General features: G+C 64.3%; 15 protein-coding genes. 1 reads left to right on the plus strand and 14 read right to left on the minus strand.

Annotation, left to right across the window (positions count from 1 at the left end):
* Positions 1–8 precede the first annotated feature (8 nt).
* The 4 genes from NMQ16_RS12025 to NMQ16_RS12040 are packed head-to-tail and all read right to left on the minus strand — an operon-like array spanning position 9 to position 2,924.
* On the minus strand, positions 9–341 hold the full coding sequence (locus NMQ16_RS12025; protein ID WP_257080918.1) for a hypothetical protein: 333 nt from the start codon (positions 339–341) through the stop codon (positions 9–11).
* 55 nt (positions 342–396) lie between these two features.
* Positions 397–1,338 (minus strand): phage capsid protein, encoded by a 942-nt coding sequence (locus NMQ16_RS12030; protein ID WP_257080920.1) that lies wholly within the window; start codon positions 1,336–1,338, stop codon positions 397–399.
* Positions 1,339–1,381: 43 nt separating this feature from the next.
* A complete protein-coding gene (locus tag NMQ16_RS12035; RefSeq protein ID WP_257080921.1) occupies positions 1,382–1,741 on the minus strand; it encodes a DUF2190 family protein in 360 nt (119 codons plus the stop codon).
* A gap of 37 nt (positions 1,742–1,778) precedes the next feature.
* A complete protein-coding gene (locus NMQ16_RS12040) occupies positions 1,779–2,924 on the minus strand; it encodes a phage protease (protein WP_257080922.1) in 1,146 nt (381 codons plus the stop codon).
* A gap of 92 nt (positions 2,925–3,016) precedes the next feature.
* Between NMQ16_RS12040 and NMQ16_RS12045 the strand changes: the two genes are divergently transcribed.
* Positions 3,017–3,412 (plus strand): hypothetical protein, encoded by a 396-nt coding sequence (locus tag NMQ16_RS12045; RefSeq protein ID WP_257080923.1) that lies wholly within the window; start codon positions 3,017–3,019, stop codon positions 3,410–3,412.
* On the opposite strand, the gene NMQ16_RS12050 is transcribed toward NMQ16_RS12045, so the two are convergent.
* The 10 genes from NMQ16_RS12050 to NMQ16_RS12095 all read right to left on the minus strand — a co-directional run bounded on the left by NMQ16_RS12050 (position 3,409) and on the right by NMQ16_RS12095 (position 13,687).
* The gene (locus NMQ16_RS12050; RefSeq protein ID WP_257080924.1) at positions 3,409–3,819 is read right to left on the minus strand and encodes a hypothetical protein; all 411 of its coding nucleotides are present in this window, start codon (positions 3,817–3,819) and stop codon (positions 3,409–3,411) included. The genes NMQ16_RS12045 and NMQ16_RS12050 overlap by 4 nt on opposite strands.
* Positions 3,806–7,591: a phage minor head protein gene (locus NMQ16_RS12055; protein ID WP_257080926.1), complete on the minus strand. Its 3,786-nt coding sequence runs from the start codon at positions 7,589–7,591 to the stop codon at positions 3,806–3,808. The genes NMQ16_RS12050 and NMQ16_RS12055 overlap by 14 nt, the downstream gene beginning before the upstream one ends.
* Positions 7,584–9,038, minus strand: a complete 1,455-nt coding sequence (locus tag NMQ16_RS12060) for a DUF935 domain-containing protein (RefSeq protein WP_257080928.1) — start codon at positions 9,036–9,038, stop codon at positions 7,584–7,586. Before NMQ16_RS12060 ends, NMQ16_RS12055 begins: the two co-directional genes overlap by 8 nt.
* Positions 9,039–9,155: 117 nt before the next feature.
* On the minus strand, positions 9,156–10,790 hold the full coding sequence (terL, locus tag NMQ16_RS12065; protein ID WP_257080929.1) for a phage terminase large subunit: 1,635 nt from the start codon (positions 10,788–10,790) through the stop codon (positions 9,156–9,158).
* Positions 10,690–11,142, minus strand: coding sequence for a hypothetical protein (locus tag NMQ16_RS12070; protein WP_257080930.1), 453 nt, complete (start codon positions 11,140–11,142; stop codon positions 10,690–10,692). The genes terL and NMQ16_RS12070 overlap by 101 nt, the downstream gene beginning before the upstream one ends.
* Before the next feature lie 9 nt (positions 11,143–11,151).
* Complete coding sequence (locus NMQ16_RS12075) at positions 11,152–11,547, minus strand: Mor transcription activator family protein (protein WP_257080931.1); 396 nt, start codon at positions 11,545–11,547, stop codon at positions 11,152–11,154.
* A gap of 3 nt (positions 11,548–11,550) precedes the next feature.
* A complete protein-coding gene (locus NMQ16_RS12080; RefSeq protein ID WP_257080933.1) occupies positions 11,551–12,105 on the minus strand; it encodes a RusA family crossover junction endodeoxyribonuclease in 555 nt (184 codons plus the stop codon).
* 73 nt (positions 12,106–12,178) lie between these two features.
* Positions 12,179–12,589 carry a hypothetical protein gene (locus NMQ16_RS12085; protein WP_257080935.1) on the minus strand — a complete coding sequence of 137 codons (411 nt, stop codon included), beginning with the start codon at positions 12,587–12,589 and terminating at the stop codon, positions 12,179–12,181.
* Positions 12,558–13,532 carry a YdaU family protein gene (locus tag NMQ16_RS12090; protein ID WP_257080941.1) on the minus strand — a complete coding sequence of 325 codons (975 nt, stop codon included), beginning with the start codon at positions 13,530–13,532 and terminating at the stop codon, positions 12,558–12,560. Before NMQ16_RS12090 ends, NMQ16_RS12085 begins: the two co-directional genes overlap by 32 nt.
* Positions 13,529–13,687: a hypothetical protein gene (locus tag NMQ16_RS12095; RefSeq protein ID WP_257080942.1), complete on the minus strand. Its 159-nt coding sequence runs from the start codon at positions 13,685–13,687 to the stop codon at positions 13,529–13,531. Before NMQ16_RS12095 ends, NMQ16_RS12090 begins: the two co-directional genes overlap by 4 nt.
* Positions 13,688–13,823 lie beyond the last annotated feature (136 nt).

Genomic DNA, 13,823 nt, shown 5'->3' on the forward strand with positions numbered 1-13,823 from the left:
TCAGTCCTTCAGGTGGCGGGCGGGCTGTCAGCGGTGCCAGCCGTTGCGGCAGCTGCCTCGGATTCTTCGGTGGCCTTCTTTGCAGCCGCTTCCGCTTCTGCTTCAGCCTTCGCACGTTCTTCGGCCTCGGCCGCAGCAGCTGCCTCCGCTTCCGGATCTGCCTTCGGGGTGGCTGCAACGATCGCGCCGCTGGCCAGAAACGGTGCGGCATCTTCATCGTTCAGCGGTACCTCGTCACCGACGGCGTATCGCGTGCCGTTGTGCTTGATGTCCCACTGAACGGCGTACAGAACCGCGCCGACTGCGGCGGCCGCGGCCATCCTTGCCTTTGATCTCGTCATGGTTTTCGCTCCATTCGCGGCGGCCCGACCAACGCCAGGCCGCCCACTTCTAGGGTCAGATGGCGTCCTGGATGAAGTAGCCGCAGTCGCTGGCCGTGATCAGTTCCTTCACGGTTTCGCCCACACGCACGCGGGTCGATCCCTTCAGACCGATCTTCGGTTCGTCCATGGTCGAGGCGAAGCGGGTGCCGTGCTCCGCGGTTGCGCCGAACGTGATGCCATTGCCGCGCAAGCCAGCCAGCGGGTTCTGGTGGAGCATGGAGAAGTGGTTGCCCCACACACGGGACAGCGACAAGGTCTGGCCGGGCTTGTTGGTTGCCTTGTATGCCCGGCCCACGAGCACGCGCTCGAACTCGAACAGCTCGGCGAATTGCTGCAGCGAGAGGATGCCGCCGCCGGACGCATTGACCGGGAAGAATGCAGCCAGCAGCTTCGGGTGGCGACGCAGCGCGAACCAGACGGCCTCACCCATGACGCAGGTGTTGTAAGACATCAGGGCCGCTTCCTTGCCCGTGAGGATGTCGGCGACGGGGTCACTGTTCGCCTCACCGTACTCATTCCACTGGTCGGTGGTGCTCAGCTGGACCTTGTTGCCGACCGGGTAAGTGCCAGCGGCGAAGACGAGATCGGCAGTGCGGATTTCGCGGTCAAGCATGATGAGGTTCGAAATGCCTTCGGTCGCGCGGCCGAGCGGATCCAGGCCGGGCTTGCTGCGGGCAGCTTCGATGTCCTCACGCGGCACCACGTCGTCCAGGCCGTAATCGCCCACGCTCGAGGTCTCTTCGGTCGCGGTGAATTCGACCTCGTTCGGCGAGCCCTTGCGGCCGACCAGAGTGGAAGGCACCTGGAACAGGTCGGACTTCGTGTGCTTGTCCCACTTGAAGCTGCGTTCGTTGACGGTGATGCGCGGCAACACCTCGTCCGCGATCATTTGGCGGTTGGTGTAGGCGAGTGCGATCGCCGTGTATTGCGGCGCGGGTACGAAAGGGAAGTTCATATCGGTTTCCTTTGGTCAGGCAGTGCCAGGGTTTTCGGTCGGGTCAGACGGAGCCGGGGGCGATGCGCACGGAGCCGATGTCGCCCGACACGCCGGAAAGCATCGCGATGCCGATGACTCGGTTCGATGCCGTGGTGGTGGCGATGGCCTGGCCGTTGGCGTCGCTGGTGAGCAGATCACCGGCCGCCACGTTGCCGCCGTACTTCACCAGTGCGATGCCGTCGACGATCACGTCGAACGTTTCGCCACTCGCCGCGCCCAGGTTGTCGGAGACGCCCATCGACTTGTCCGTCGCCGCCGCTGCCTGGACCGCTTGGGTGTCAGCCGAGCCGAACTTGACGATGCGGTTGGGATTGACCGCCGCGCCGGCGATCAGGGTTTTCTGCAGGCCTTCGTTGCGCATGGTGCTGTCCTCTCTTCCGTGATCTGTGGGCGCCGAATCAGCCGGCAGTGCTCATGACTTGCGAGACGGCCTCGGTGTAGCTGAGGGGCTTGCCGGCTTCCTCGGCCTTCTTGACGAGATCGCGGGCCTTGTCCGCGATCGCCTCCGGGCTGGAGGCATCCGCGCCTGCTGCGCCATTCGCCGGCGCGCGCTCTTCGTAGTCGACGACCTTCGGGCCGGCGGCCACGTCGCGCAGATAGGCTTCGCGCTGCGTGACCTTCTCGGCCTTGTCGCCCTCGCCGAAGTCGAAGACCGTTTCCTTGTCGGCAAGCGCCATCGCGAAGTCGACGACGGCCTTGCGCTTGGCGGGCAGCACGCGACCCTCCTTGATGAGCGCATCGACGCGGGCCTCGACTGTGGCGCGCGCGGCGGCGGCTTCGCGCTCGTTCAGCGACTTTTCGCGCTCGCTGAACTCGGCTGCCTGGGTCTTCAGGGTGGTGTTCTCGCCTTCCAGCGTGCTCACGCGACCCTTCAAGGCCTCGTTCTCCGCCTGCATCGCGGCGATCTGTTCAGGTTTCATTGCGTTGTCCTCTTCATAGGAAATGGCCGGAGCTGCGTCCGGAGTTGCGGGGGTGAGGTGTGCGCGCTGCAGGTCTTCGACGAGGTACTCCGGCGCGACCATGTCGGCGGTCTCGACGTCGAACTTGGTGATCAGCCATTCGCGCAGATTGCGAAACATGCGCATGACCGGCCAGGCGGGTGCGTCAGCGAATTCGACGGTGATCGAGCCGTCTTCCTGGTCCGCAGAGAACTGGATTTCCTTCAGGCCCTTGACGGCCGGCGGCTGCGCGCCGAGGAATGCGACGTGCCGGACGTAATAGACGCCGGGCTTCGGGTTGTGCGGGCTGTCAGGTGTGTAGAAGCTGGCGCTGCGCTTCTTGAAGCGGCCGGCCGCGACCATCTCTTCGAACTGGACTTCAACCTGATTGGGGGCGGCTATGATCCGGCCGTCGTCATACGAGAGGGCACTGATCCAGCCGTATGCCGGCAGGTTGTCCGCCGGGTGACCCACGGTTATCGGTGCCTCGTGAATCTGCGGGTCATAGGCTGCAACGGCCTCGCGCAGGTCATCCTCGCTGAACTGCAGGACGGTTCCGTTGCTGGCCGTCTGCTGCCCGGCCTTGAATATCTCGAAGGGTTTCATCGACGCACACTGTTGTTGTCGTGCGTCGCATGGTGTCTTTGCTGCAGGTCGCTCATAACCTGCAGTTTTTTTAGAACAACAGGAGGTGCGCTATGTGGGTATTTCTGAACAACGCTTTCGTCTCGATCGTTCAGCACCGCGAAGATTCGGGCCTGCTGCTGGTGCGCGGTCGCACGGATGGTGATGTGCAGCGCTTCATGGGCGCGCACATGCCCGAAGGGGTGAAAGTCGAGCGCACACCGCGCGCGGACTACCTGTTCCGTGCTGTCGTGCCACGCGAGTCGGTGGATGCCGCAATGCAGTCAGCGGTTCGCTCGATCGACTACCCGAACTTCAAAGATTCAGTCGCGGAGGAAGCGAGGCACCACGCATACACCGCGTGCTGGTCGGCCATGTACCGCCTGCAGGTTTCTCAGGATGTCGTCCAGAAGGCGCGGACGATCGCCGAAGGGTATGACGAGACGTCAGAGCGTCTCGGCCTTTCCTAGGCCTCGATCTCGTCGCTGGGTCCGAACACGAGTGCGCGAACGCGCTCGCGCTCGGCTTCCCAGGTTGTGCCGGCAGCGTCCAGCTGCTGCCTCATGAAATCCATCTGATCACCGATCTGGTCGGCGTCCTCTTCCGGGCTGTATTCGGCAAGGATGACCGACCAGGTTTCCCCATCGGCCCGGATGTTGTAGGCCTCGCCGTACTTCGTCAGCTGAGCTCCGACGGCACGATGTTCTGCCGGCGTTGGAGCGCCGTTCGGGTCGAGATACGAAGGCTCAACCCAGACGAGGCCGTCGCCGTCGCCGAAGACGAATGCAGCGCCGCGGTACATCGTCTCCGCGTCCATCTTCACGATGACCAGCGCGCCGGAACGCCAGAGGCTGGTGACTTCTTCAACTGTCGGCATTGTGCTGAGCCTTCGTAATGATTACTTCGTTCAGGGCACGACCATCCGGCCACTGACGGTAGCCGCGCGATTTCAACCATTCGATGGCCTCGGCCACCTCTTTCTTGCTCGCCAGCACTATCTTGTCCAGGTCGTCGAAAACCGACATCCCATTCTTGAAGATCGTTTCGTTCGAGCCGTGGATCGCAGCTGTGCGAAAGCTGTCGACTGTCTGACCGGAGCGGTTGGCTTCCATGCGTTCCGGCCTGGTGTCACCGAACATGTCCGAGTTGTAGGTGATGGCATCCATCCGGCGCAACGCTGTTGCTTTCCAATAGACACCAGTGCCTGTCGAGCCGGAAGTGCGTCGAGCAATTCGCGTGAAGTGGTACTCCCCGCCACCGGTTTGCAAGTCTGAGACAACCGAGGAGCCCGACAAAGCAACGCCGCGACGCACGCGGTCAGTCAGGCTTGCAAACATACCTCCGCCTTCAATGATCGGCTTCAGTCGTTCGAAAACGTCCTTTCCTGCGTCTCGTCCGAGCCCTTGCGGGTTGTGGTAGAGGACGTAGTCGCGCTGGAATTGCTGGAATTCTGGTCCGTCGAGGTCGGGACGCAGCTGGTACGCGCGGCCATGACCGAATGCCTGCCGCACGCCCTCGATCGTCTTCCAGCCGTCCGTGCGCTCGATATCGACACCGGTGGCTGCCTTCAACAGTTCGAGCTTCAGCCGCACGCCCTCGGCTCCTTTGTCGACGATCGCAGCGTACTGTCGGCGCGCCGTGGCGTCCCTGATGATTCGCAGGCGAGCGAGCTTGTTGAGGTAGAGGTGCTGACGATCCACTTCGGTGGATCTGCTCGAGTTGATACGGGACGCGTCCAGAGCTTCGAAGATCCTCCCCGTCGACGTGATGCTGCGGCCGGGCGCATCGATCTGGATGGTGCCCTGCATGGCATACGCGACGGTGTTCGTCGGTGGGAAGAAGCTGACCCGCGTTCCGTCCGGAAGCTCCGCCTCGTAGTAGGAAAGCACACCGTGCGCGGATCCGATCTCGTCGGTTTCCCGCGCGAAGCTGCGGTCGAACTGATTGATCCGGTAGGCGTACCCGCCGCTCACCTTTCGCCAAGCGAGCGCTTCGGCGCTCTGCTCGACTGACCGGGCGAACGACAGCTCTTCTGGGAAAACTGCAGTGGGGAATGCGACCTGCAAGCGCTCTGGCACTCGGTTCAGTTCTACGCGTGACGCGAGGGTGCCGCGCCAGTCAGACAGCAGCTGGATCATCAGCCGGATCTTGTCGGGTTCAGAGGCAACGCTTGCCGCTCTCTCAAGATCTCGAATTGCATCGCCTACCAGCCGGTCGGCTGCCGACATCTTCTCCACGACGCGATCGTCGATCGGCATTCCCTTGTCGGCGCGGTGATTGATCGACTTCGCCACCGCAAGCATCGCGTCGCGGGCAGCGCCGATCTGGACGGTGATTCCAGCGCCCGACGCTTCCTTGATCCGGTTCAGCAGATCCTCGGACGCCGACGTGGCCAGCTTCAGCCACCCGCGCGTGGTGTCCGATCCGTCTGCGCGCTTGAAGGTATGCACCACGACCATGTGATCCTCGATCTGGTCGGCGTCGGTGCTCATTCCGTAGCCGTTCACCCGGCTATCCTCGATCGCGCGCTGCTCGCCTGCGGTCACACGATCAGATGCTGGCGGCTCCATTTCGGCGCGGCCGTTCAGCTGCGCAGCTCGGCGAGCAGCTTCGGGATAGCGCTTGGCCAACGTGCGCTTGCGGGCGATCAGCATGTCGGCCAAGGCGGTGCGCTCGGCCTTGTCGCGCGGCCCGTTCTGTTCGACCAGCTGGAGGATTGCCTGGTCGTCTGTCTGCAGCACGCGCACGACTCCCGCTTCGATCTGCTCGGGCGTGAGCCGGCCGAAGACAGCGCGCGCGTTCGCATTCTTGGTCGCGTCGCGAAGCGTCTCGATCTCGGTGACCTGGTCATCCCAGCCGGCGCCCTTCAGGCCGCCCTGGGCACGGTACCGCAGGGCGCCGCCGGTATCGACGCGCACCGCACGCGCGCCCTTGATCAGCAGATTGTCGAAGCCCAGCCCGATGACGTCCCAGTTCGCCAGCCATGCGTCGACGGCGAAGCCTTCTGCAGTGCCAGCAGTGGTGGCCAGCTTCTCCGGCGTTGCCTTGCTGAGCCCATCGACGATTCGAGAGGCTACTGTTGCCCGGCCCTCGAACTGCACGAAATGCAGCTCGGGCACCTCGACGCCGGCCAGTTCGTAGAGCTTGCCGGCCAGCACTTCGTTGCGGGCAATGTCCTCGGACGCGGGCTGCTTGAGATACCACTGCAAGCCGGTGTCGGTGTCCAGGTACAGACCGCCGGGGTTGCTGCCTCGCTGCTCGCCGATCTTGGTGAGGGTACGCAGGTTCGGCGGCGTGCCGCTGGCCAGCGATGCGGATTGCTCAGCCGCCTTGGCTTGCGCGGCAGCCTGCAGCGCGGCCTTCTCCACGTCGATCTTCGACAGGAAATCTGCCTGCTGCGCCTCGTCCAGGCTGTTGAACGCCTTCACAAGCGCCGGTGATGGAGTCTTGCCGGCGAGGACTGCCTTCTTGTACCCGCTCAGGTTGGCCGACAGCTTCTTCGCCGCCTGGATCTCGGCGGCCTTGGCCTTCACGGATGCCAGCTGCTCTACCGGCGTCAGATCTTCGAGCACGCCCGACTTCGTGAGCTGCGATAGCGCCGCCTGCTGGGTCTTCAGTCCGCTGACCTCGGCGGTGCCTGCCTTGATCGAATCGATGGCCGACTGAGCGGCCGCCTGCTTCGCCTTTTCAGCAGCCATCGCCTGCGCGCGCTTCAGAGCGGCTTGCGCTTCAGCATTGGCGAGCGCTGCCTGCGCCTCTGCCGTTGCCTTGGCGATCTCTGCTGCCTGGGACGCCTTGTCGACGCTCGATGCCGCTGCTTCGCGCATGCTCGCAGGCAGGCGCGCGACCTTCTCGCCGAGCAACTGCTTCAGGTCGTTCAGATACGAACGACCCACGTTGTAGTTGAAGCCCGGGTCGATACCCTGTGGGATCACTTCAACCGCACCGGTGCGCGGGTTCTTCCACTGGTAGTTGCCGTCGGAGGGGGCCTGCTGGTCGATGCTGAGCCCGAGCGCTTCCGCTTCTTCCGCGGTCAGCTGGATGACGCCGCACCTGCAGTTCCAGCCGTTCGGCGGGTAGTGCGTTGCCCACCATCTGTGGTTTGCCGGCAGCAGCTTGCGGTCCCACGACCGGTGCAGCGGCCGTGTGCGGAAGTCGTCGACCGCGTCGTACATCAGGAAGGGGGCGATGTCAGCTTGCGCCTCGATCTGTCGCCATTGCCCGGCCGCATAGGCGCTCTGCATGTTCGTTCGGAAGATCGTTTCCAGGCGCGAAGGGGTGCCGAGCCGCGCGCTCACCTTCTCGCCGGTCAGAGGATCCACGACATCCTTTCGGCCCCACCAGCCGGCTGCCTGCAGAGTTGGCATCAGCTGACTGGACCAGTCCTTGAAGGTCATGCCGTTGGCCAGCGCGTCCTCGAGGCTGCCGCGCACCTGAGCCAGCAGATCCACGTCCATCATCTTGGCGACGGTGAACGCATGCTGGTTCGCCTCGGCGGTCATGTCGGCGTAGCTGAACGACGGCTGCAGACCCTTCGACTGGAAGTAGCCAATCGCTTCCTCGGGTGGCAGATCGAACGAAGCCGCGATCGGTGCTTCCAGGAACGACAGGATGGATGCGGCGTCCGCCGCTCGGCGATACCTACGCATCAGAGCGCTGCGCGCGGAACGCCCCGAGCATGCGCGAGAAGATCGACGCGCGCGTCACCTTGTCCAGTGCTTCGGGCGCCGGCATCTCTGCTGCCATTTCGTCTATCCGCCGGCGGAAGGTTTCGAAATCCTCGCTGTACTGCAGCGCGTCGATCAGCGCGCCGACTCGTCGGCCAATGATCGTGTCGTACTGCTGCGCGAACTGCACTGCCGCCTCGACGATTGCGTCCTGGTCGCCACGGCGCGCGGACATCAGCGCGGCGAGCGCCGCGGTCTCGGCGAAGTCTTGAGCCTGCGGTGGCTGCTGATCGCCGGGCTGACGCGGCACGGCGCCGGGCATTGCGGGCAGCTGGGGCGGGGGGGCCTTCTTCTTCCAGCCTTCGCCGTAGGTCTCGGTGATGTAGTTCTCGTCCGGCTCGAAGCCCAGCGCGTGGATCTTCGTGTCGCGCTCGGCGCGTGTGTTCAAGTCCTCAGCGGGCTCGACCTTCCGATACACGCGCGGGGCCGCTACACCCGGGAAGTTCCAGTCCATCCACCAGCGGACTACCTGACGATTGAAGCTTTCGCAGATCAGATCCGCATCGGCTTTCACGACGTCGTCGCGCACTGACTTCTGGGTGTCGTCGCTGCCGAGCTTGCCGGGCGTGCCTTCGGTGCTGGCCGTCTGCGACAGCACGACCTTCGCGATCGCCTTGTCCATGTACTCGCACATGCTCGAGTAGTCCGCTGTGCCGCTCCGCGTGGCCTCGAGCAGATCGATAATCAGGTTGTCCGGGATGACCACGCCGCTGTCGGTGGCGATCGAATCCAGCACCTTTTTCGCTTCTGCGATCGTCTTCGGGTCGTCCATCATGCCGGCCGGTACCGTTGCCCGCGCCGTCGGCTGCCCGAACCGCTCCAGGAAGACCAGCCAGAACTTCACGCCATTGCGCTTGAAGAACACCGGCCAGTAGATCGAGTGCGCCAGGCCGAGGCCGTACGGGTCGTCGTGGCTGTCGCCGCCCGCGTTCATCGTCCAGAACTTGCGCTCGGGCATCTGCTCGAGCGTGGCGCCGTCACGCAGAAGGTAGAGCGCGCCGCTGTGGCCGAAGCGGAATCGCGCCCGGTCGCGCACCTTCACGTCGGCGATCTGCACGCGGCCATTTCCCGGTGCCCACATCACCTCGCCGATGCCCCACCCGTAGAACACGCTGAATAGCGCCTTGTCGGTGATGTCATCCCATCGCATGGCTTTGAGGTCTTCTCGCAACGCTTCTGCGGCTTCCTCTGCTCGGCTGTCCTCAGCGCCTGGTTCGACAACCCACTCTTTCGCCCACACAGCCGTACGCCGCTGCTGCAGCGTGCTCCGGACCTGGTCATCGCGCAGCAGCTCCTTGTAGATCTGCAGCTGGCCGATGCCGCCGCCCTTCGTCTGGATGATGGTGTCGGTCGGCGCGAGCACGTCCATGAAGCCGTTGATCCGGCTGCCGACGCGAGAGAACGCGCCAAGGTGATCCGGCTTCGCAAGCTCCTGAGATTCAGGTTTCGCGGGCTTCGGTGCCGTGGTCGCTGTGTCTGCCATGTCTCAATACCCCGATGTTTCGGCGCTCGCGCGCCTGGTGGTTGTGTAGCCGCCGGTGCGGTTCATTTCGGCCAGTGCCACTGCGGATTCGCGAGGGCCTGTCGATGCGCTGCTGATCGTGAAGGTCCAGTTCTCGACCCATTTCAGGAACTGCGTCAGCTGATCAACCTGGTCGTCGTGCGTGGCCAGCGGAAAGGAGAAGAATTCCCGCTCGAAGTCGGCAAGCCAAGGTGCAGATTCCGGCAAGTGCACAAGCCCGGCCTCTGTTGTCGGGCTGACGTCGTCGGCACGGAAGAGCTTCGACCCGCACGGCTCGATGGCGATGACGGGGATGCTGGTGCTCGATCGCAGATCCTGGATAAGGCTGGTGCCGCTGCCCTTGTCCTCGATGAGCACGGCGCGCGGGTTGTCGCGCTTGGCGTAGGCGATGACCTTCCGCTTCAGATCCGGGTACTCCAGACGCTCCGCTGTGACCTCGGCGAGGTAATAGCCCTGCACACCGCGGCCGAGCCGATACACGCCGCCGGCGGTCGGATCGTTGCGTTCGCCGTCCTTCTGCGCGGTGTCCCAGCTGTGGACGCAGACGTCCGCGGCCGCCGGGATCGCGCCGTAGCGATCGCGGAACCACTGGCGCTTGAACGTGCCGCCTTCGCCTGGAGCGGGTCGCTGCTGGAAGAGCGCCGACCACGTGCGTGCGTTGCGCATGAACGGTGACCAGTGATCGGTACCGAACCACTCCGGCCAGATGAACTCGCCAGGCTTTCGGCCCAATGGATCATCCCAGCGCTCGCACTGCGCCGGCAGGCACAGAACCTCCCAGTCGTCGCCGTCATTGCAGCGGATCAGGCCGCTGCGCCCGTCGTAGCCCTTCGGGAGAAGCCGGCCGGCGATGTCGTCTTCGTGCCAGCGTGTCTGCACGATCACCACGAAGCCACCCGGGATCAAGCGCGTCAGCAGGTCGTCGTTGAAAGCGTCCCACGTCGTCTGCCGGATCGTCTCGCTGTCGGCTTGCTGGCGGCCCTTGATCGGATCGTCGACGAAGATGCCGTGCGCGCGGTTGCCGGTGATGCCAGACAGAATGCCGCCGGCCAGATATTCGGATCCGTTGGTCAGCGCCCATTCATGCGCGGCGCTCGTGCTGGTGCTGATCGTGCAGCCGAACAGGGAGGCGAAGCTGGGCGAGCGCGCGATCTGGCGGGCACGTCGGCCGAGGCGACGGGCAAGCGGTGTCGCGTAGCTGGCCAGGATGAAACGGCGTTCGCGCTGCTGCGCCATCAGGTAGGCCGGCGCGACCACGCTGCAGTACGTGCTCTTCGCGCTGCCCGGCGGCATGAAGACCATCAGCCGGCCGCGGTGCTTCTTCGCCGTGCGCTCGATGGCCTGCAGTAGCAAAAGGTGGTGAAGGGCGAGGCCCGTTTCCACCGGCAGGAACAGCCAGTCGTCTGCGTCCTCGTCTTCGCTGACCGGCTTGCCGGGTATCTCGATCGCCTGAGAGAACCCGACCAGACTGTCCCGGCCGCGCCGACGGCGCAGCAGCTCAGCGGCCGCCGCTTGCGGCGACAGCGGCGAGCTCATCGTCAGTAAATTCTGCTGCGCTTCGGGTTTCTTGCTTGATCGGCGGGGCGTCGGGATCTCCACCCAGGCCAATGCGCTGCGGAGCGTCCAGCCCTTCGAGCCTCGCGCGGCGCTCCATGATCTTCAGTATGCGATCGATTGCCGTTGCGTTGCCTTTGCGGGCCTTCTCCCAGAGGAAGCTCTGCAGGTCGTCGAGCCGCTGCATCTCCAGCGCGCGCAGCTGCTCCGCGGTCTGGCCGGTCTTCGTGCGCACCTCGAGCAGCTTCCTCTCGAAGATCTGGTGCGCACGCTGAGCGGTCACGCCCAGAGCGGCGCCGATCTTCTCGAACGTGGCGCCGCCCTTGCGCATTTCGAACACTTCGCTCTCACGCGCTGCACGTGTGGCCTTGCTCTTGCTGTTTGCCGCCCGCGTCATTTCAAGTTCCTATGGATCAATGCTGCCGAACAGATCGGCAACACGAGAGTCGTCTGTCGATCCTTCCCTTGCCTGCATCTTGGCCAGCACGGCGTCGATGCCAGGGCGGGTGAGTCCCCACCGGTGCGACAGCCTCAGCACGCTGGCGCCGTCCTTCCATTCCTTGAAGATCAGTTCGTTGCGAAGGTCGATGGTGGCGTTTCGCTCGATCGGCAGTGAAAGGGTGCAGCAGGGGAATTCGGCGCTGAGCTTCTGGGCTGCCTCGAACCCGATGGCGAATGCGATCGGATGCTCGCGGCCGATGCTCTCGGGCACGTACAGGTCGCGGCCTCCCCAGCGGGAAACGAGTTCCAGGCACGCCGGCAGGCCGATCACATCCGCGATTTCCCTGAGCACTTTCTGCATGGTTCAGCCTCCCGGTCCAATCTCTCGGATCAGCACGTCGACGCCGGGAACGTTGCTGTAGCGCTTCTGCTTCTGGACCGAGACGACCTGAACGTCGTCCTTCCACACCACACCGTTCAGGCCGTCGAAGATCGCCTTTTCGACGTTGTCGATGTCGGGCTTCTTCGTCGGATGGACCTTGCCGTCCAGCGCCATCAACCGCTTGCGGTTCGACCAGCTGGAGGGCACAGGCAGGCGGATGTCGAGATTCACGAAGACCGCGCCCTCGATCAGCGGTCGTCCGGCCATTGCGGCATGCCCGCTGTGTGCGACAAGTCCTTCGTAGTTCGCCGTCTTCTCGGGCGTGTAGAGCTGCGCGAACTTGCCGCCGCGGCTGGCGACCTTGGGGCGGCCTTTGCCTACGGGCGTGCCGGGCACGACGAACTCGACGACTTTTTTCGCTCCAGCCAGCGTGCATTCACGGCCTCGCGAAGCTTCTCCGCCTCGGTCAGAGACAGCGCTTCGTACTGCGCTTGTCGCGCATGCCGCGGCAGATTCGAAACCCAGCGCACCTTGCATTCCCAGCACTCCGTCATTCGGTACCATCCTGACTCACCTCCGTTTTGTTCCGCCCTTGCGCAGCAGTCGCACGTCACGCTGCCGTCATTCTTCGAATCAATGCCTGCACCTCGGCCATGTTGCGCTGACGTGCCGGGGCGTCCGGGTGCGGCGCCTTGAGGAGCGGTGGCAGCCCGTTGGGCTGCTGACGGCAGAGCTCCAGAAACTCCGGCAAGGTCGGTGGCATCGTGCGGTGCCGGCAGGCGTCGATCGCCTTGGCGATGCGTTGCTGGCCATCCTTGTCGGCGAACCCGGAGAGCTCCATCGCCCACTGCGCCTTCGCCAGCAACATGCCCTTGTCTGCCTTGGCGCCGCCGGGCAGTTCCATCGTCTCGCCGGTTCGCCATCGGTCGAGCCAGAGCGAGCCGTACAGGCCCTGCAGGCGGTCGAACAGCCGGTCGACAAGCTTGGCGTCAAGGGGCGGGCGCTTCGATGTGCTGGACATCGGTCGATCCTCCGTGGAGCTGGGTTGCGGCCAGTGCGTCGGCCAGGCTGGTGCCGGACGCGAGCGCTCGGCCTTCGTCGCGGTTGCGGGGTGCTCGGGGCGTGCCGTCCGTGGTCGCGCTGGCTGTGACGTCGCGCAGTATGGCGCTGAGGTATCCGGCGTTGATCGCTGCGGCGCTGCCGCTGTCGTGTCGTCGCTGCTGCGCGATCTCCAGCGCCTGAAGGGCCTGGGCATCGGTGACGCCGCGCGCTGCCCAGTCGCGGACGTTCGGGTCACCGGTCTGCAGCGCTGCGCCTCTCGGCCTGAGCAGCATCACGAGCTGCAGCGAACGCTCGGTGACCGAATCGGCTGGTCGAGCTCCAGGCAGCGCAGCAGCGTGTGCCGCCCCACGCTCCTCTGGTTGATCCATTGCTGCTGCTTGTTCACTCTGGTGTCTGGTGTCTGGTGCCTGGGTAGACGTGTTGTCACGCGTGACAGGTGGCGTGACATCTGGTGACTTGTCACGCTTCGTCACGCGTGACAACAACGCTTCAAGCTCGCTTGTTTTCGTGTCGAACGCAGGTACGAATCCGTGACCGCGGAGCGCTTCGAAGAGCTCCTTTCGGCGTGCGCGCGCCCTTTTCTGGCGTTCTCGTGCGTTGTCTCGCTTCGCCTCGCGGTCCGGAATCGTCTCCAGGTAGCGATCGATTTCTTCGTCGCACCTGTGCTGCCGATATCCGTCGTCCGTGAGTTCGAAAAATTCGTCGAGGATCGTCTGCACCGCAGATTTTTCTTCACGACTGTGCGCGCGAACGCGTCGCTGGATGAGCTTGATGTCGGCCGGCAGCGGCGACTCGCTGGCCATGTACCAGCGAATCAGGCGGCTGTAGATCCCGTCCTCGCACGCCGTCAGATGCGCCGTGGCCTGGTCGTAGTCGCCGATGTGGTGCTCGTAGTAATTCAACGAAAGAGCTCCATCTGCACCGGCTCCGGCCAGAGCCAAGCATTGCCCTCTCGCAACCGGCGAGCGATGTCCTGGCGTGTTTCAGTCGGATCGGATTTCGGCCACTGTCGCATGTGCATCGCGAAGTGCATGCTGAGCTGGTAGGCGGCGTTCATTCGACAAGGTCGCTCAATGCGAACCACGCTTGTCCGCGGCGCATGCGGTTCAGCGAAAAGCCTGCGCGTTCAATCCGCCGACGAGCCTTGCGCCGCTGCCGAGACGAGCCGGACAGGCCGACGTCAGCCCAAACGT

Origin of the sequence: Methyloversatilis sp. XJ19-49 (assembly GCF_024580145.1) — a bacterium.
Lineage (GTDB): Bacteria > Pseudomonadota > Gammaproteobacteria > Burkholderiales > Rhodocyclaceae > Methyloversatilis.

Coding starts and splice junctions, on each gene's coding strand:
- NMQ16_RS12025 (WP_257080918.1), bottom strand. CDS start 341: ATGACGAGATCAAAGGCAAGGATGGCCGCGGCCGCCGCAGTCGGCGCG.
- NMQ16_RS12030 (WP_257080920.1), bottom strand. CDS start 1,338: ATGAACTTCCCTTTCGTACCCGCGCCGCAATACACGGCGATCGCACTC.
- NMQ16_RS12035 (WP_257080921.1), bottom strand. CDS start 1,741: ATGCGCAACGAAGGCCTGCAGAAAACCCTGATCGCCGGCGCGGCGGTC.
- NMQ16_RS12040 (WP_257080922.1), bottom strand. CDS start 2,924: ATGAAACCCTTCGAGATATTCAAGGCCGGGCAGCAGACGGCCAGCAAC.
- NMQ16_RS12045 (WP_257080923.1), top strand. CDS start 3,017: ATGTGGGTATTTCTGAACAACGCTTTCGTCTCGATCGTTCAGCACCGC.
- NMQ16_RS12050 (WP_257080924.1), bottom strand. CDS start 3,819: ATGCCGACAGTTGAAGAAGTCACCAGCCTCTGGCGTTCCGGCGCGCTG.
- NMQ16_RS12055 (WP_257080926.1), bottom strand. CDS start 7,591: ATGCGTAGGTATCGCCGAGCGGCGGACGCCGCATCCATCCTGTCGTTC.
- NMQ16_RS12060 (WP_257080928.1), bottom strand. CDS start 9,038: ATGGACGTGCTCGCGCCGACCGACACCATCATCCAGACGAAGGGCGGC.
- NMQ16_RS12070 (WP_257080930.1), bottom strand. CDS start 11,142: ATGACGCGGGCGGCAAACAGCAAGAGCAAGGCCACACGTGCAGCGCGT.
- NMQ16_RS12075 (WP_257080931.1), bottom strand. CDS start 11,547: ATGCAGAAAGTGCTCAGGGAAATCGCGGATGTGATCGGCCTGCCGGCG.
- NMQ16_RS12080 (WP_257080933.1), bottom strand. CDS start 12,105: ATGCAAGGTGCGCTGGGTTTCGAATCTGCCGCGGCATGCGCGACAAGC.
- NMQ16_RS12085 (WP_257080935.1), bottom strand. CDS start 12,589: ATGTCCAGCACATCGAAGCGCCCGCCCCTTGACGCCAAGCTTGTCGAC.
- NMQ16_RS12095 (WP_257080942.1), bottom strand. CDS start 13,687: ATGAACGCCGCCTACCAGCTCAGCATGCACTTCGCGATGCACATGCGA.